Source organism: Streptomyces sp. UW30, assembly GCF_008042075.1.
Taxonomy (GTDB): Bacteria; Actinomycetota; Actinomycetes; order Streptomycetales; family Streptomycetaceae; genus Streptomyces.
Genome location: NZ_RDBN01000043.1, coordinates 141,238 through 158,429, shown reverse-complemented (window position 1 = coordinate 158,429; position 17,192 = coordinate 141,238). Strand labels below are relative to the sequence as shown.

Annotated in this window: 17 protein-coding genes; 10 read left to right on the top strand and 7 right to left on the bottom strand. The window is 71.8% G+C overall.

Features of this window, described 5'->3' with window-relative positions; genetic code table 11:
- The 5 genes from EAO75_RS31065 to sigJ form a co-directional block, all read left to right on the top strand.
- A partial coding sequence (locus EAO75_RS31065; RefSeq protein ID WP_147998682.1) for a BNR repeat-containing protein occupies positions 1–1,267 on the top strand: 1,267 nt, incomplete at its 5' end.
- An 84-nt stretch (positions 1,268–1,351) separates the two neighbouring features.
- The gene (locus tag EAO75_RS31060) at positions 1,352–2,377 is read left to right on the top strand and encodes a LacI family DNA-binding transcriptional regulator (protein WP_147998470.1); all 1,026 of its coding nucleotides are present in this window, start codon (positions 1,352–1,354) and stop codon (positions 2,375–2,377) included.
- Between the two features lie 133 nt (positions 2,378–2,510).
- The gene (locus EAO75_RS31055) at positions 2,511–3,812 is read left to right on the top strand and encodes an alpha/beta fold hydrolase (RefSeq protein ID WP_147998469.1); all 1,302 of its coding nucleotides are present in this window, start codon (positions 2,511–2,513) and stop codon (positions 3,810–3,812) included.
- Between the two features lie 28 nt (positions 3,813–3,840).
- The gene (locus EAO75_RS31050) at positions 3,841–4,584 is read left to right on the top strand and encodes a PIG-L deacetylase family protein (protein WP_147998468.1); all 744 of its coding nucleotides are present in this window, start codon (positions 3,841–3,843) and stop codon (positions 4,582–4,584) included.
- Positions 4,585–4,635: 51 nt separating this feature from the next.
- The gene (gene sigJ / locus EAO75_RS31045) at positions 4,636–5,529 is read left to right on the top strand and encodes an RNA polymerase sigma factor SigJ (RefSeq protein ID WP_147998681.1); all 894 of its coding nucleotides are present in this window, start codon (positions 4,636–4,638) and stop codon (positions 5,527–5,529) included.
- Position 5,530: 1 nt separating this feature from the next.
- Here the strand turns inward: sigJ and EAO75_RS31040 are convergent, their stop codons facing one another.
- Complete coding sequence (locus EAO75_RS31040; RefSeq protein ID WP_147998467.1) at positions 5,531–5,731, bottom strand: DUF5999 family protein; 201 nt, start codon at positions 5,729–5,731, stop codon at positions 5,531–5,533.
- Positions 5,732–5,890: 159 nt separating this feature from the next.
- On the opposite strand from EAO75_RS31040, the gene EAO75_RS31035 reads away from it, so the two are divergent.
- Positions 5,891–6,721: a pentapeptide repeat-containing protein gene (locus tag EAO75_RS31035; RefSeq protein ID WP_147998466.1), complete on the top strand. Its 831-nt coding sequence runs from the start codon at positions 5,891–5,893 to the stop codon at positions 6,719–6,721.
- Here the strand turns inward: EAO75_RS31035 and EAO75_RS31030 are convergent.
- A complete protein-coding gene (locus EAO75_RS31030; protein WP_147998465.1) occupies positions 6,683–8,206 on the bottom strand; it encodes a cytochrome P450 in 1,524 nt (507 codons plus the stop codon). The genes EAO75_RS31035 and EAO75_RS31030 overlap by 39 nt on opposite strands.
- A 116-nt stretch (positions 8,207–8,322) precedes the next feature.
- Here EAO75_RS31030 and EAO75_RS31025 point away from each other — a divergent pair, with 116 nt between their 5' ends.
- Both EAO75_RS31025 and EAO75_RS31020 read left to right on the top strand, forming a co-directional pair.
- Complete coding sequence (locus EAO75_RS31025) at positions 8,323–8,931, top strand: TetR/AcrR family transcriptional regulator (RefSeq protein ID WP_147998464.1); 609 nt, start codon at positions 8,323–8,325, stop codon at positions 8,929–8,931.
- 104 nt (positions 8,932–9,035) lie between these two features.
- Complete coding sequence (locus EAO75_RS31020) at positions 9,036–9,761, top strand: DUF2470 domain-containing protein (RefSeq protein WP_147998463.1); 726 nt, start codon at positions 9,036–9,038, stop codon at positions 9,759–9,761.
- Here EAO75_RS31020 and EAO75_RS31015 read toward each other — a convergent pair.
- The 3 genes from EAO75_RS31015 to EAO75_RS31005 all read right to left on the bottom strand — a co-directional run bounded on the left by EAO75_RS31015 (position 9,729) and on the right by EAO75_RS31005 (position 13,440).
- Entirely contained in the window at positions 9,729–10,949 is a 1,221-nt protein-coding gene (locus EAO75_RS31015) for a lactonase family protein (protein ID WP_147998462.1), read from the bottom strand. The genes EAO75_RS31020 and EAO75_RS31015 overlap by 33 nt on opposite strands.
- Positions 10,950–11,082: 133 nt before the next feature.
- Positions 11,083–12,141 carry a hypothetical protein gene (locus EAO75_RS31010; RefSeq protein WP_147998461.1) on the bottom strand — a complete coding sequence of 353 codons (1,059 nt, stop codon included), beginning with the start codon at positions 12,139–12,141 and terminating at the stop codon, positions 11,083–11,085.
- Positions 12,142–12,186: 45 nt separating this feature from the next.
- The gene (locus EAO75_RS31005; RefSeq protein WP_147998460.1) at positions 12,187–13,440 is read right to left on the bottom strand and encodes an FUSC family protein; all 1,254 of its coding nucleotides are present in this window, start codon (positions 13,438–13,440) and stop codon (positions 12,187–12,189) included.
- 260 nt (positions 13,441–13,700) lie between these two features.
- Between EAO75_RS31005 and EAO75_RS31000 the strand changes: the two genes are divergently transcribed.
- Positions 13,701–15,038, top strand: coding sequence for an erythromycin esterase family protein (locus tag EAO75_RS31000; RefSeq protein ID WP_147998459.1), 1,338 nt, complete (start codon positions 13,701–13,703; stop codon positions 15,036–15,038).
- Positions 15,039–15,045: 7 nt separating this feature from the next.
- Here the strand turns inward: EAO75_RS31000 and EAO75_RS30995 are convergent, their stop codons facing one another.
- Positions 15,046–15,540 carry an FBP domain-containing protein gene (locus EAO75_RS30995; RefSeq protein WP_147998458.1) on the bottom strand — a complete coding sequence of 165 codons (495 nt, stop codon included), beginning with the start codon at positions 15,538–15,540 and terminating at the stop codon, positions 15,046–15,048.
- A gap of 84 nt (positions 15,541–15,624) precedes the next feature.
- On the opposite strand from EAO75_RS30995, the gene EAO75_RS30990 reads away from it, so the two are divergent.
- Entirely contained in the window at positions 15,625–16,548 is a 924-nt protein-coding gene (locus EAO75_RS30990; protein WP_147998457.1) for a DUF3626 domain-containing protein, read from the top strand.
- Here the strand turns inward: EAO75_RS30990 and EAO75_RS30985 are convergent.
- Positions 16,479–17,126, bottom strand: coding sequence for a PAS domain S-box protein (locus tag EAO75_RS30985; RefSeq protein WP_147998456.1), 648 nt, complete (start codon positions 17,124–17,126; stop codon positions 16,479–16,481). The two genes, EAO75_RS30990 and EAO75_RS30985, sit on opposite strands and share 70 nt — an antisense overlap.
- Positions 17,127–17,192 lie beyond the last annotated feature (66 nt).

Here is a 17,192-nt window from a genome sequence, read left to right as displayed (position 1 = left end):
GGTCAACAACAACGCCTTCCAGAAGAACGGCCTGCTGACCTACAAGGGCTACCAGTACGCGGCCTGGTACACCGCGGACCGAGGCGCCGTCGTCGGCCGTCGCGCCCTGGGCGCCGGCACCTGGTCCACCGTCAAGGCCGGCCACAGCCTGCGCTACGACGACTCCCACAACGTCATCTCCATGGGGGTCTCGAAGGTGGACGGCCGGCTCCACCTCAACATGGACTCGCACAGCGACGGCTTCACCTACGTCAAGTCGGTCGCCGGGCTGATGGACAACCCCGCCTCACTGAGCTGGACCGCGAGCCGCTTCGGCGCACCCCAGTCGACGATGGACGGTCTCGCGCTCACCTCGCAGTTCACCTACCCGCAGTTCATCTCCACGCCGGAGGGAAAACTCCAGCTCAGCTACCGGGTCGCCGTCTCCGGCAACGGCCGCAACGCCCTCGCGGAGTACGACGGTTCGGCCTGGAGCAACCTCGGCGAGTGGTCCAGCTCCACCGGCACGTACACCAGCGAGCACGGCTCCTCCACCGCCCGCAACATGTACCTGCACGGCATCGACTACGACCGGGGCGGGCGGCTGCACTCCTTCTTCACCTGGCGCGAGCAGAACGGCTCCGTGATGTGCTCCGGCGGCGGCATCACCAATCACGACACCGGCTACGTCTACTCCGACGACCGCGGCCGCACCTGGCGCAACAACGCGGGCACCGTCGTCGGCACGACCGGCGGCTCCGACAAGGTGGCCGTCACCGACAGCGGCCTGGTGATCGACGCACTCAACCCGGACCACTCCCTGATGAACCAGGAGAGCCAGTTCACCGACTCCGCCGGCCTGCCGCACGCGATCATCAGCTACGTGCCCGGCCGGTTCGGCCAGTGCACCACGAACTACGTCGCCGACCGCACCGCGAACGGCCGCGCATTCCACCTCCGCAAGAACTCCTCGGGCACCTGGCAGAAGACCGAGATCCCGGTGCCGCTGAACTCCAGCCAGCGCACCAAGCTGATCCTGGACAAGTACGACAACGCGTACGCGATCTTCCCCTTCTGCCGGATCGCCGGAGCCTCCAAGGCCTCCGGGTACTCGGACTGGGCGGTCCTGTACGACGGCGTCACGGCCGGGCTGAACGCCTTCGGCGAGGTCGTGATCGACGAGACCCGCGTCGGACAGGACAACTTCCTGTCGATCATGTACCAGGAGAAGTCCAGCGGTACGACGCCCTCGGCGCTGCGTAACCTCAACTTCCGCCTGCCTGCCTGATCGCAGCCGTTGTGGGCGGCTTGACGGTAATGTTCCTTCGCGCCGCTCCCACGCATCACGAGTCCTTCTGGAGGTCCCTGCCCGATGGCCCAGTCGGTGGGTATCAAAGACGTCGCCCGAGCCGCCGGAGTCTCCGTCGGCACGGTCTCGAACGTCATCAACCGTCCGGACACGGTCGCGACCGAGACCCGGGCGCGGGTGCAGTCCGCGATAGACCGGCTCGGCTATGTCCGCAGCGAGTCCGCGCGCCAGCTGCGCGCGGGCCGCAGCCGGATCATGGGCCTGCTCGTCCTCGACATGGGCAACCCCTTCTTCGTCGACGTGGCCCGCGGCGCCGAGCGCACCGCGCGCGACGCCGGGCTCGGCGTGATGGTCTGCAACAGCGCACAGAGCGCGAGCGAGGAGGCCGACTACCTCTCCCTCTTCGCCGAGCAGCGGGTGCGCGGCGTCCTGCTGACGCCCGCCGACGCCACCGGCCGCAACATCGAGATGTTCCGCCGGCACAACATCCCCTTCGTCCTCGTCGACCGGGTCGCCGAAGGCACCACCGAGTGCTCGGTCTCCGTCGACGACGTCGCGGGCGGCGCCCTCGCCGTGCGCCATCTCGTCGACGCCGGGCACCGCTCCATCGCCTACGTCAGCGGCCCGCCCGGCCTCAACCAGGTCCGCGACCGCCGTACCGGCGCCCTGAACGCGCTGGACGAGGCCGGCCTCGGCCCCGAGAACCTGCGCGAGCTGCCCACCGAGCGGCTCGACGTCGCCGCGGGCCGGGACGCCGGCGCCCGCCTGCTCGGCCTCGCCGAGCGCCCCACCGCCGTCTTCTGCGCCAACGACCTGCTCGCCCTCGGCGTGCTCCAGGCCATGTACGCCGCGGGCGTCGGCGTCCCCGACGACCTCGCGATCGTCGGCTACGACGACATCGAGTTCGCCGCCGCCGCGGCCGTCCCGCTGACCTCCGTACGGCAGCCCGCCGTCACCATGGGCACCCTCGCGGCCGAGATGCTGCTTGAGGAGACGGAGGCCGAGACCGGGGTGAAAGAGCACGAGCACCGGCGTGTCGTCCTCCAGCCGGAGCTGGTGGTGCGGCGCTCAAGCCTCGCGGCCCGCTGAACCGGAGACGGTCCGGACCCGCGCCCGCTGATCGGCCGTTCAGTACGATTTCATGATCCCGGGKCTCGGTCGGCGCAGGAACATGTGCTGAACTGGGACGCGGCCCGAAAAACCATTCGTCCCGGGAGCCCTGTTGACCGTCAGCTACCGCCAGCCCGGCGTCGTCCTCACCGACCGCCGCTTCACCGTGCCCCTCGACCACGACGACCCGACGGGGGAGACGATCGAGCTCTACGCCCGTGAGGTGGTCGCCAGCGACAAGGCGCACCAGGAACAGCCGTGGCTGGTCTACCTCCAGGGCGGCCCCGGCTTCGGGGCGAACCGCTTCGTCGGCAAGGGCGCCTGGCTCGGCCGCGCGCTGAAGGAATTCCGCGTCCTGCTGCTGGACCAGCGCGGCACCGGACACTCCACACCCGCCAACCGCCAGACGCTCCCGCTGCGCGGCGGCCCCGCAGAACAGGCCGACTACCTCACGCACTTCCGCGCCGACTCGATCGTCCGCGACTGCGAGGCGATCCGCCGGGACGTGACGGGAGGCGCCCCCTGGACCGTCCTCGGCCAGAGCTTCGGCGGCTTCTGCACGGTCAACTACCTCTCCGCCGCGCCCGAGGGCCTGACCGCCGCCGTCATCACCGGCGGCCTGCCCTCCCTCGACGCCCACGCCGACGACGTCTACCGCGCGGCCTACCCCCGCATCGAGCGCAAGGTCGCCGCGCACTACGCCCGCTACCCGCACGACATCGAGCGCGCCCGCCGTATCGCCGACCATCTCCTCGCCGGCGACGTGGTCCTGCCGAACGGCTACCGCCTCACCGCCGAGGCCTTCCAGTCCCTCGGCATCCTCCTGGGCGGCAGCGAGGGCAGCCACCGCCTGCACTACCTGCTGGAACACGCCTTCGTGCGCACCCCGCAGGGCCAGGCACTCTCGGACGCCTTCCAGGAGGAGGTGCAGGGCCTGCTGTCGTACGCGAGCCACCCGCTGTACGCCCTCGTCCACGAGCCGATCTACGGACAGGACGCACGCCCCACCGCATGGTCCGCCGAGCGCGTGCGCGCCGAGTTCCCGCAGTTCGACGCGGCGAAGACGCTCGCCGGGGACGGCCCGCTGCTATTCACCGGCGAGACGATCCACCCCTGGATGTTCGACTGCGACCCGGCGCTGCGCCCGCTGCGCGAGACCGCCGACCTCCTCGCCGCCCGCACCGACTGGACGCCGCTGTACGACTCCGTGCGCCTGGCCGCCAACGAGGTGCCGGTCGCGGCGGCCGTCTACCACGACGACATGTACGTCGACACCGCCCACTCCCTGGCCACCGCCCGCGCCATCCGTGGGCTGCGGACCTGGGTCACCGACGAGTTCGAGCACGACGGCGTACGGGCCGGCGGCCCCCGCGTCCTGGACCGGCTGCTAGCCCTCACCCGTGACGAGGCGTGATGTCGGTGTGACGCGTTAGGGTGCGGGCATGACCGAGCCGACGATCACTCAACTCCAGCCCATGCCCGACGACTGGCAGCGCGCGCTCGCCGTCGTCGCGCACCCGGACGACCTGGAGTACGGCTGCTCGGCCGCGATCGCCGCCTGGACCGACGCCGGCCGCGAGGTCGCCTATGTCCTGGCGACCCGCGGCGAAGCCGGCATCGACACCCTCGACCCCGAGCGGTGCGGCCCGCTCCGCGAGCGCGAGCAGCGGGCCAGCGCCGCGGTCGTGGGCGTGTCGGCGGTGGAGTTCCTCGACCACAAGGACGGCGTGATCGAATACGGCACCGCCCTGCGCCGGGACATCGCCGCCGCGATCCGCCGCCACCGGCCCGAGCTCGTGATCACGCTCAACCACCGCGACACCTGGGGCGGCGTCGCCTGGAACACGCCGGACCATGTGGCCGTCGGCCGCGCGACGCTGGACGCCGCCGGGGACGCGGGCAACCGCTGGATCTTCCCGGAGCTCACCGCGCAGGGCCTCGAGCCGTGGAACGGCGTCCGCTGGGTCGCGGTGGCCGGCTCCAGCACGCCCACGCACGCGGTCGACGCGACGCCGGGCCTGGAGCGCGCGGTGCACTCGCTGCTCGAACACCGCACCTACATCGAGGTGTTGACGGACGAGGACCCTGAAGGCTACGTCCGCGGCTTCCTCACGGCGAACGCCGAGACGACGGGGGAGCGGTTCGGCGGGAAGCCGGCCGTGGCGTTCGAGCTGTTCAGCCGGTAGCTGCGGCGGGCCGACGGAGGAGACGGGGGACCGGTGAACGACACGAACGACATGAACGACACGGAATTGCTCGCCGACCGCTTCGAGGAGCACCGAGGCCACCTCAAAGCGGTCGCCTACCGCATGCTCGGCTCGCTGGCCGAGGCGGAGGACGCCGTCCAGGAGGCCTGGCTGAAGCTGAGCCGCACGGACACGGACGGCATCGACAACCTCGGCGGCTGGCTGACCACCGTGGTCGGCCGGGTCTGCCTGGACATGCTCCGCTCCCGTACGCGCCGCCACGAGGAGCCCTTGGACGACACCTTCGTACCGGACCCTGTGATCCGTCCCCTGACGGAGATCGATCCGGAACAGGAGGTGCTCCAGGCCGACTCGGTGGGCCTGGCCCTCCTGGTGGTGCTGGAGGCGCTGGAGCCGGCAGAGCGGATCGCGTTCGTGCTGCACGACATGTTCGCGGTGCCGTTCGACGACATCGCGCCGATCGTCGAGCGGTCCTCGGCCGCCACCCGGCAGCTCGCCAGCCGAGCCCGCCGCCGGGTGAAGGGCGCCACCCCGTCGAGCGAGCCCGACCGCGGCCGGCAGCGGCAGGTGCTCGACGCCTTCATGGCCGCCGCCCGCGCGGGAGACTTCGAGGCGCTGCTCGCCGTCCTCGACCCCGAGGTGGTGCTGCGGGCCGACTCCGGGCCGCTGGTGCGTGGTGCGGCGGCGTCCAAGCTGGTGCGCGGCGCGAAGCCGGTGGCCGAACAGGCGCTGCTGTTCGCCCAGTTCGCACAGTACGCGCAGTTCGTGCTGGTCAACGGGGAGGTCGGGGTCCTGCACGCGCCCGAGGGGCAGCCGCAGTCGGTCATGGGCGTCACCATCGCCGACGGCCGGATCACCCACATGTACATCCTGGCCGACCCCGAGCGGCTCGACGGACTCGATCTGTCGGACCTCGGCGGCTGAGTCAGGCGGCCACGACGAGCGCGCCGACCGTGCGGTGCGGGCTGACCGCCCGCCCGTCCGGGAGCACCTCGCCGGTGTCGTCGAAGGCGATGGTGCCGTTGCACAGCAGGTACCAGCCCTGCTCGGGGTGGGCCGACACGATCACGGCGGCCTGACGGTCCGGGCTGTCGACGGTGGGGCACGGGGGCTGGTGGCTGCACATGACGTCTCCTCGGTTTCCTCGATGCGGTGCTGCTCCTGCTTTTCGTCGGCTCGTATCTCCGTGGTACCCGAGCTTGTTTTCCGTTGGATGAGAGGACCCCCACAGCACCGGAAACTCATCGGTGAGTTTTCGCCCCGAGCGGGACATTAGGCTGGTGACATGCAAGATCAACCCGGCGACCTCATCGACCTGCGCGGAGACTGCGCGAACTGCTTCGGGCTGTGCTGTGTCGCGCTGCCCTTCACCGCCTCGGCGGACTTCGCGCTCGACAAGGCCGCCGGGACGCCCTGCCGCAACCTCCAGGACGACCACCGCTGCGGCATCCACGCCAGGCTCCGGCAGAGCGGCTTCACCGGCTGCACGGTCTACGACTGCTTCGGCGCCGGTCAGAAGGTCTCGCAGGTCACCTTCGCCGGACAGGACTGGCGCGCGGGCTCGCGAGCGGACGCCCGGCGCATGTTCGACGTCTTTCCGGTCGTCCGCCAGCTCCACGAACTGCTCTGGTACCTGACCGAGGCGCTCACCCTGCCGGCCGCCCGCCCCCTCCAGGCCGAGCTGCGCGAACTCCTGGACGCGACGGAGGAGCTCACACGCCGCCCCCCGGAGGAACTCGCGTCCCTGGACGTGGCCGCGCACCGGCAGAAGGTCAACGTCCTGTTGCTCAGGACCAGCGAGCTGGCGCGGGCGGGTGTGCGCGGCCGCAAGAAGGAGCGCCGCGGCGCGGACCTGATGGGTGCCCGGCTGAGGGGCGCGGACCTGCGGGGCGCGAACCTGCGCGGCGCCTACCTCATAGCCGCCGACCTGACCGGCGCCGACCTGCGCGGGGCGGACCTCATCGGCGCCGACCTGCGCGACACAGACCTCACGGACGCCGATCTGACCGGCGCCTTCTTCCTCACCCAGCCCCAGCTGAACGCGGCACGGGGCAGCGCGGGCACACGGCTGCCCGAGTCAGTCGGCCGCCCCGCGCACTGGACAGCGCAGCGCTGAGGGCGCGTCCTCCTCGGCGGGGGACGAGGCGGGCTCCCTCGGCGCGGGGACGGCAGCCCGCCGCTCCAGGTTCAGCCGCAGGCCCTGCGGCATCAGCGTCAGTCGCTCCGTCACCCGCAGCCGGTACGCCGGATCGTCCCGGAACTCGTAGCGGCGCAGCAGCAGGCCCAGCACCAGCGTGGCCTCGTGCAGCGCGAACTGGCGCCCGATGCAGGCCCGCGCCCCCGTCCCGAACGGCTTGAACGTGTGCGGCGCCCGCGTCCGTACCGCCTTCGGGTCGAACCGGTCCGGGTCGAACCCGTCGGCGTCCGCGCCCCAGACCTCCGGATCGCGGTGCAGCATCGCCGTGAGCACCAGAGCCCAGGCGCCCCGCCGCATCGGATGGACCCCGCCGAGCACGGTGTCCTCGCGGGCCTCCCGGGCGAAGGCGGGCGCCGTCGGCCACAGCCGCAGCGCCTCGTCGAGCACTCGGCGCACATAGCGCAGCCGCGCCACCTGGTCGTAGCCGGGCGTCGCCGTGGCGCCCCAGACGCGGTCCACCTCGGCGCGGGCGCGGGCCGCGACGTCGGGGTGCCGGGAGAGGTAGTGCAGGGCGAAGGAGAGCGCGCCCGAGGTCGTCTCGTGGCCGGCCACCAGGAAGGTGATCACCTGTCGGCGGACGTTCTCCGCGGAGAGCCGTTCGCCGGTCCGCGGGTGCGAGGTCTCCAGCATGCGGTCCAGCAGGTCCCCGTCCCCGGGCCCGTGCGCGATGCGGGCGCGCACCAGGTCGTCGACGGTGTCGTTGAGATGGGCGATGTCGGCCTCGTTGCGGCGCGCTGCCTTGCGCAGCAGGAGCGGCCACGGCACGGTGTTCAGCCGCTGCGCGTAGGTCAGGGTGCCGACCATCGCGGTCACGAAGGGGTGCGGGCGGGCGCGTTCGAACGAGCCGAAGTCGTGCCCGAACCCGGTGCGCGCGATGGTCTCCAGGGTCAGCTTGGTCATGTCGCCGGGCACGTCCACCGCCCGGCCCGCCGTCAGCGCGCGGTCCCAGTGGTCCATGAGCCGGTCGGTCACGGCCAGCATCATCGGGTGGTAGCCGGCCATCGCCTCCCGGCTGAACCCCGGTGCCAGGACGTCGTGCGCCAGCTGCCAGTTCGGCTCGTGGTTGTACGCCGTGAACAGGCCGTCGCCGGCGACCGGCCGCAGATTGGCGACGCCGAGCCCGACATGCTTGGCGAAGCGCGACTCGTCCGCCATGTCGGCCGCGAGTTCGGAGCCCCACACGAACACGAACTCCTTGTTGAAAGCCCGGCGTCGGAAGATCGGCCCCAGCTCCCGGGCGAACCGCACGGAGTCCTGCACCGGCGTACGCCTGCTGGCTCCCAGCACATCGCCGAGCAGCGGGAGCCGGTGCGGGGGACGCGGTATGCGGTACAGCTCCGGCCAGCCCTGCTCGGCACTGCGGAAGCCCTTGGGAAGTCCGGTCCCGGTCGTCGTCTCCGCCATGACGCGATCTCCCTTGATCCGGCGACACCTTGCGACGCGGCGCTCGTTGTACGTGAGTTCAATAGCGCGATTCAGTCTGATCCGGCTGTTGAATCCACGTCAAGTAAAGTGCGGGCATGGCTGCGAACCAGGGTGGGCGCACACGCCGCCGACTCAGCACCGAGGAGCGCCGTGAGCAGCTTCTCTCGGTCGGGGCGCGGCTGTTCTCGGAGAGTCCGTACGACGAGGTCTGGATCGAGCAGGTCGCCGAGATAGCCGGTGTCTCGCGCGGGCTGCTCTATCACTACTTCCCGACCAAGCGGGACTTCTTCGCGGCCGTCGTCGAGCGCGAGAGCGTGCGCATGCTGCGGATGACGGCCGCCGTGCCGGGGGTTGCGGTGCGCGAGCAGCTTGCCGCGGGCCTCGACACCTTCCTGGAGTACGTCGAGGCCCACGCCCACGGCTACCGCGCCTTCCATCGCGCCGACGCGGCCGGCGACCAGGCCGTGCGCAAGGTGTATCAACGGGCCCTGGCCGCACAGGAGCAGCAGATTCTCGCGGCGATGGCGGCGGACCCCGAGTTCGGCCCGCTCTACGCGGAGCGGCCCGAGGTCCCGGTCGCGGTGCGGGGTTGGCTGGCGTTCACGACGGCTGTCTGTCTTGAGTGGCTGCGGGGCTCGGACCTCTCCCGGGACCAGGTGCGCGACCTGTGTGCCCGTGCCCTGCTGGGCGTCGTCGCCCCCTGAGCGCCCCTCGCTCCCGCAAAGAGATCGCACAGGATCGGTGGGGCTGGTTGGCCTGCGGCTCGATCTTCGATAGGTTAGGCAAGGCTTACCTAAGGAGGTATGGGATGGGTGACAGCCAAGCCTGGACGGCGGCTCCTTCCGCGGCGGAAAGTGCCCGGTCGGTGCTCGCCGGCGCGTGGTCCTGCGGGGTGACCGCGGAGAGCTGCCGTGAGGAGCTCGTCGGCGCGCACACCGTGACCGAGGACGGTCGTGTCCTGCTGGAGGTGCCGGAGGACAGTGTGCTCGTCACGGCCGCGATCTGCGCGCCCCGCGGAGAGCCGTCGGCCGTCCTGGAGTTCGCCGACGTCGCCCCCGTGCCCGTCCGTAAGCGGATCCGCACCCGGCTCTGGCTCTCCGGCTGGTTCACCCCCGATGAGGGCAAACTCGCGTTCAACGCGACCCGCGTGGTGCTGCGCCGGCCGTCCGGTGCCGTGGTCGTGGACCTCGACGAGTTCGCCGAGGCCGCGCCCGACCCGCTGGCCACCGCGGAGGCCCGGCTGCTCACCCATCTGGCCGACTGCCACCCGGACGCCGTCGAGCGGCTCACTCGACTCGTCGACTCCGACAGCCTGCACGGCGTCGTCCGCGTCCAGCCCCTCGCCGTCGACCGGCACGGACTCACGCTGCGCATCGAACGCGCCAGCTCCCACGGCGACGTACGGCTGCCGTTCCACCGGCCCGCCGACGACGTCGCGCAGCTCACCGAGCGCATGCACATCCTGCTCGCGCAGGCCAGCGCCGCTTCCTGCCCGCGCGCCCTACAGCGGCAGCGCACAGACGGCGACGGGTGACCCGAACGGCTCGCCCGCGAGCCGCAGTTCACCGCTCGCCTCGTCGACATGGAAGACGCTGACGGTGCTCGACCGCTGGTTCGCCGCGAACAGCAGCGCGCCGTCCGGTGAGAGGGCGATCTGCCGCGGGAAGTCCCCGGACACCGGCACCGTGTCGAGCAGCCGGAGCCGGGCGCCCTTCGCCTCCACCGCATAACGCGCGAGGCTGTTGTGGCCCCGGTTGGCGAGATAGGCGTATCGGCCGTTCGGCGTCACCACCAGCTGCGCCGGATAGCTCGTGCCCGAGCCTGTGCCCGTGTCCTGCTCCTCGCCGATGGCCAGCCGGCCCGTGCCGGGGTCGTACGCGCAGACCGCGACGCTGTTGTCGACCTCGTTGGCCAGGTAGGCGTACCGGCCGCCCGGGTGGAAGGTGAGATGACGCGGGCCCGCACCCGGCTTGGCCTGCGCTCGCGCCACCTCGCCGAGCGTGCCCGCCTTCTGGTCGAGGCGGTAGGTGTACACGGTGTCCGTGCCCAGGTCGACGGCGAGCACATGGCGGCCGTCGGGGCTCGTGACGAACTGGTGGGCGTGCGGACCGTCCTGGCCGGGGCCGGGTGCCGGACTGGAGTGCGTGACCAGCTCGGTGCGCTCGCCCAGCGCGCCCGAGGCGTCGATCGGGTGCACGGCCACGCTGCCCGTGCCGTAGTTGGCGCTCAGCAGCCAGCGTCCGCTCGGATGCACCGACAGATGGCAGGGCGCCGCCCCGCCGGTGCTCCGGCTCCCCAGAACCTTGCGGTCGGCCAGGCGTACGGCGGTCACGGCGCCGTCCTCGCGCTCGTTCACCGCGTACAGCGTCCGGCCGTCGGGGTGCAGTGCCAGATACGACGGGTCGGCGACGCCGGGAATCGTCCCGGTGCCGGTGACGGCGCCCGTGGCCGGGTCGTACGTGGCGAGGCCGATGCCCTGGCCGCCGCCCTGCACGGAGGTGTAGGTGCCGAGGTAGAGGGGGTGCGGGCCGGACGGCTCGCGGCTCTCGGTCTGGGCGCTCGGGCGCGTCGCGGGACCGGTCGACTCCGAGGTCGCCGCGTCGGCGGTGTCCGCAGGGGCCGGCGCGTCGTCGCACGCGGTGGCCGCCGGGAGCGTCACACCGGCGGCCGATCCCGCGAGGGTTCCGACGAATCGGCGCCTGCTCAGCCCACCACTGCCCATGTCCACACCTCAGGTCGTCGGTCGTCGTGGTCGCGACAGCAACCTTGGCGTGGATCGCCTGTCGAGCGCAAGAAGAGCAACGGTAGTTGCATCCTGTGCAATGACGCTGGGGTGGTGGGCCGTCTCGTGCCGTCTACCAGTCGCCGTCCTCCACCGGCTTGCCCTGCGCGTCCTTCAACGGCACCACCTGGCCCGGCGTCGGCGCCTGCCAGGGCTCGTGGTCGTCGCCGAGCCAGTCGCCGACCGGCTGGACCGCGCCCAGCGTGTCGGTGGGGGCGAGATCGCCGGCGTCCTCGTCGTAGTAGTCGAACCAGGGCAGCCCCGCGCGCGTGTACGCCGCCCGGTCGACCGGCGACGGCGGGGGAGCCTCACCGGTGATCCGGCGCCACTCCGGCGGCGTCACCAGATGGACGAAGACCCGGCCGCCGGGTGTCTCGGCCCAGTCCGACAGCTGGCGGTCGTCCTCGTAGACCTCCTGGCGCATGGATCCGCCGACGCCGAGGCCCATCGCCGCGGCGGCCCGGGGCGCCCCGCCCGCAGGGGCGGAGGCGGGCGCCGGGGCCGAGCCCGGGGCGGGTGGCGCGGCCATGGGCATCGCGGCGCCGTAGCCGCCGAACTGCGGCATCGCCCGCGCCCGCTCGGCCCGGCGCCGCTCCTCCTCGCGCCACTTCGCCAGCCGCGGCTCCTTCAGCGCGAACGACTGAAGCTGTACGCCGCCCCAGACCTCCTCGCCGGTGACCTGGCCCTCGACGGTCGCGCCCAGCCCCAGCGGCACCGCCACGAACTGGCGGACCGTGCCCTTGCCGGAGTTGATGCCGTCCAGCCACGGCTGGCGGGGCAGTACGACGTAGTTCTGCGGCTTGCGGGCGAGCCGGTCGCTCCACGGCTTCCCCGAGACGGCGCACACCTTGCCCACCCCGACCTGCAGGGCCGCCGGCTCCGTCGTGCCCCCGAAACTCAGCCACATGGCCTCGCGCAGATACACCGGGAGCATCACCCCGCCACGCGCCCGCCACGCCTCGGGAACGGTGTCCGGGAAGTCCGCCACCCGCCGGACCGGGAACTCGCCGAGCCCCGGCGGCAGCGGATGGGTGCCCGACTCGGGCAGCCGCAACGTGCGAATGAACCGCACCGCCACACCGCCCGGCAGCCGCAGGGTGTTTCCGTCGATCCGCACAGTGGTGTCCGCCATCGGCCCGCTCCCTCGCATCCGGCGCCGGCCCGTCCCGGCGTTCCCCTACCGAGAACGCGTGTCCATCCCGGTACGGTTCCGCCACAGCTGCTCCTGGACGCCCATGCGTTCGCGCAGCCGGGTCAGCCGCGGCAGCCGTACCCGCTGCTCCTGCGACACACGGTCCAGCTCCTCCAGTAGCCGACGCGAGCGGTGCTCGGTGTCGAGCTCGTCGATCATGCGGTTCACCTCGGTCAGCACGGCGCCGAGCAGCTGCCAGCGGTCCGTCTCGCGCTCCGCCTCCTCGCGCAGCAGCAGGGCGAGCTTGTCGCGGGTGCCCGCCGCGGTGCGCAGCTCGGCCGACAGCCGGGACTCCGCCGCGTCGGCGTTGCTGCTGACGTGCGTGGTGACCAGCACCGAGAAGCTGACGACCGCGTCGGCGATCTCGGAGAGCAACTGCTCCACGACGCTGCCCGTCTCCTTCGCGAACAGCGGCTCGGGCTCGCGTTCCTTCGCGAGGTCGGTGAGGGTGCGCGCGAGCACCCGCAGGACGACCGTGCAGATCTCCAGCGTGTCCAGTCCGGTGCGCAGCACCACGCGGTGCAGCAGGCTGTCACGCACGCGTGGATTGAGCCGCAGGCTGTCCTCGGCCTGTCTGAGCGCGGCGTCCACCTCGACGATGTCGTGGTCGAGCCGGCGCGCCTCGTGCAGCCGGGCCGCGGCCTGCTCGACCGGCAGCCGGCCGGAGGCCTCCTCGCCGATGCGCAGCATCAACTGCCGCAGCCGACGGGCCAGTCCCTCCATGGACTCACCGGCCTCGTCCACCCACACCGGCGGCGCGAGCAGAAGATTGAAGCCGAGCCCGACCACCGCGCCGATCAGCGTCTCCAGGATCCGCGCCCACGCCGTGTCCCCGACGGTCGTGACCCCGAGGACCAGCATCGCGCTGATCGCCACCTCGGGCACGTACTCGTCGACCCGCACCAGATGCCCGACCGCCAGCGAGGCCACGATCAGCAGCGCGAGGCTCCACCAGGTCAGGCCGACCAGGAGGCTGAAGGCGATGGCCACCAGGACGCCCGCCACCACCGAGTTCACCCGGCGGATGCCGTTGGTGAGCGTGGCGTACAGGGTGACCTGGACGACCAGCAGCGCCGTCAGGGGCGCGGTCAGCGGCGCGGCCTCCGGGCTCAGGCGCAGCGCGATGACATACGCGATCGTCGCCGCGGCCGCCGACCGCAGCGTCTGGACGACCACGGGGTCCCGGCGCAGCCTCGCCAGCCGCTCCAGGTACGGCGTCTCCTCACGTGCCACTCGCATCCTCGGGCTGTTCCCTTTCCGCCGATGCATCCCACACACCGCTTGCGGAACGTAACGGTCCGCAAGGAACCCCAGATTGATCGCAACGGGCGCGCTACGGCAAGAGGCTGGGCCGGTGATCGTCGACACCCGCGCGAGGCCGGGCGGCCGACCGGGTCCGGGTCGGGGGAAATCCCCCCGCCGTCCCCCCGGGTTGTCCGCATCGGAGAACGGAGGACCGCCGGATGGTCCCCCGCCGGCCGGAGCGCAAGCCTTGGATCATGAGACGGCATCGGACCGGATTAGTACTGACCCTGTTCATCATCCTCGCCGCCCTGACGACCGGCATCCCGGCCACGGCGGCGCCGACCCCCACCACCACGGTCGTCGCGGCGCTCGACCGCGCGGCACATCCGCTGCGCACCGTCGAACCGGGCGGCGACAGCAGCGATCTGCGCCCCCTGGACCGGATGATCGGCGACGCCCGGGTCGTGGGCCTCGGCGAGGCCACACACAGCTCGCACGACTTCTTCGCCCTCAAGGACCGCGTCTTCCGTCATCTCGTCGGGACGAAGGGCCTGCGCACCTTCGCCCTGGAGACCCCCTGGAGCACCGGACAGCGCCTCAACGACTACGTCCTGTACGGCAAGGGCGATCCCCGGCGCGTCATGCGCGAGGAGTTCCAGCGGGACTACCTGTGGTGGAACAACACCGACTATCTGCGGCTGGTCGAGTGGATGCGCGCCTACAACGTCGGCCACCCCGGCGATCCCGTCCGCTTCATGGGCGACGACATCGCCTGGACGGGACCCGAGTTGTACGACGCCGTCGAGGACTACGCGGCCGGCGCCCACCCCGAGCTGAGCGCACGGCTCGCCGAGCTCTACCGAGGGCTGCGGCCCACGGTGCAGACCGGCGCGTACATCGAGGCGTATCTCAAGCTGCCGTACGCCGAACGAAAGGACCGTGCGAACCGCACGGGCGAGGCGCTTCGGCTGCTTCAGCGGCAGGCTCCGGCCGCCGAGCGCGACGCGTACGACCGGGCCGTCCAGGACGCGCGGGTGATCGACCAGACCGCCCGGCAGTACGCCTTCGACTTCACCGACCCGGCCGGGATCGCCGAGGCCATGCGCTACCGCGACGGGGCGATGGCGGCCAATGTGGTGTGGTGGCAGAAGCACACCGGTACCAAGGTGCTGCTGTCCGCGCACAACAACCACGTCGGCTATGTGCCGGAGAAGCCGGCCGAGAACCCGAAGGTGCAGGGCGCGTTCCTGCGCGAGAGCCTCGGCGCGGGCTATGTCAGCGTCGGCCTGACCTTCGACCACGGTTCGTTCAACGCCACCGGTCAGGACGACGAGGTCATCCGCCGCTGGACGCTGGGACAGGCGGACCCGGGCAGCAACGAGCGGACCATCGACCGGGTGCGGTACCGCGACTACCTGCTCGACATGCGGTCCGTCGCAGCGCCGGCCGGCGCCTGGTTGCGGCAGGCGCGGCCGACGCGCAGCATCGGCACGGCCTACCCGGACGGCCCGCACGACATCGCGCTCGCCCGCAGCCATGACGTCCTGATCCATCTCCACCGGGTGGAGGCGGCGCGGCTGCGGGACCGGTAGGGGCCCGTCAGACGTACAGCTTGTCGAGGAAGGAGGACAGATTGCCCGTCGTCCGGGCGATCTGTTCCTCCAGTGTCAGGCTCTCCTCGAAGCGGCTCCCCGACTGCGGGACCTTCTTCCCGCGCACGTACAGGGAGCACGCCAGGTCGGTGCACATGTACAGGCCCACCGAATTGCCCTCGCGCCCTGCCGCACCCGCCTTGCGGGCCGTCATCAGCGAGACACCGCCGCCCGGATGGGTCGTCAGACACAGGGAGCACATGCTGCGGTGCAGGAACCCGCGCTGCGAGGACGGAAAGCGCAGGGTGATGCCCACGGGGCCGCCCTCCCGCTCGGTCACCAGATAGCTGCGGTCGGGTGCCCCCGGATCCCGCCAGCCGAGGAAGTCGAGGTCGTCCCAGGGGCGTTCGTCGAGATCGCGGGGGAGGGACACCCGCTTGGCCTCCCCCTTCGAGCAGTTGATAAATGAGTTGCGGATGTCCTGCTCGGCGAGTGGCCTCATGGGGAGCCTCCTGGGAGTCGGTCTGCGAAACCTAGGAGTCCTAGGTTTGCGCCTAGATTAGGCAGGCTGGATGAAAGGGAGCCAGTGAATTTCAGCGATCCCGGGTCACCTCGGTCCCGGGCGGCCCTGCGGCATGTCGCGGACTCCTCCACGGGGCCGGCCCTCGACCCCGATGTGCGTGTCACCCTCAACTTCCATCCGGACCGGCTCGTGCGGACGGTACCGATCCTGCGCGCGCTGGCCGAGGACGGCACGTACCACTCGCAGTTCGTCACCGGCACCAGCAACGGCGGGCTCACGGCCCACCCCGACGGCGACCGGTGGCGCTGGGAGAGTCGGATCTTCGGCGGGATGTACGACGACGCGAGCGCGCCCGAGCGGCCCGTGTACGGCGCGCTGAACTTCCGGCGCCAAGTCGTCGGCGCCGCCCCGAGGTTCGGCTCGGCGCACTTCCGCCTGACCGGCGAGGCCCTCGCCCGTGCCACCTTCTGCTACCCCGACAGCGCGGCCGAACCGACCGACTTCGGGGTCGCCGCGGGCATGCACCTGGTCGCCCTCGCCGAGACCGACGACCGGGACGCCCTCGACGACTACATCGAGGCGCAGATCCACGGCGCGGTGGTCCTCGCACGTGACGTGGAGGCCGTCGTCCTGGACGCCTGCTACCGCGGCACCCCGGTCGAGACCGCGGCCCGCCTCTTGCCCTGCCCCGTCGAATGGCACCCCGGCTACCGCCTCACCGTGCCCGAACTGCGCCGCCACGCGGACTACCGCGGCCAGGAGTACGTCGATCTCGGCGCCCGGATCGCCGAGGACGGCCGTGTCGACCCGCGCGTCATCGGGGACGCCGCGCGCACCGGACGGTACGAGCTCCAGGACCTGAAGAAGGTCTGGCACACCCTGGCGCGCTTCGGTGCCCCCAAGGGCGCGGGCACGGCCTACTCCGACCCGGCCGAGGCCGTGGGCGCCGGCGGCCACACCCCGGGGGCGAGCACGCCCAGTGCATAGGCGCGGGCGACCAGTTCCGTACGGTTGGCCGCGCTCCACCGTGCCGACAGGCGCCGCAGGTGGTAGTTCACGCCGTCCACCGTCAGGTCGGTCTCCCGGGCGGCCCGCGCAGTGGTGGCGCCCCCGGCGAGCAGCGCCAGGATGCGCGCCTCCATAGGCGTGACCCGCGTGGGCGGCGATTCGGGAGACGGCTCGCGCTCACCCAGCACACGGAGCATCACCAGCAGCGCCGGCGTCTCCTCCACGGTGTCGCTCACCGGGTCAGCCGTGAGCTCCCCGTAGCGCTCCGCACCGTCGGGAGCCCGCCAGCGCACCGACACCTGATAGCGCGAACGGTGTCGCAGCCGCAGCGCCTCGACGATCCGCTTGACCTGCGTCGCCTCCTGCGGCCGGAACAGCTCCAGCACATCCCGGCCGCGCAGCCGCCCCGGGGTCGTACCGCACTCCGCCGCCATCGCGGGGTTGGCCAGCTGGACCGCGCCGTACACATCACAGACCGCGACCGGCACGGCGACGCGGTCGAAGACCATCAGGGCGCGGTTGCGCCACACGACGGCCTCCGGGTGGGTCCGGTCCATCAGCACCTCCGGAGACCCGCTGCAAGAGCGGCTCATGGCTGTGCACTACATAATCATGTAGTTCCG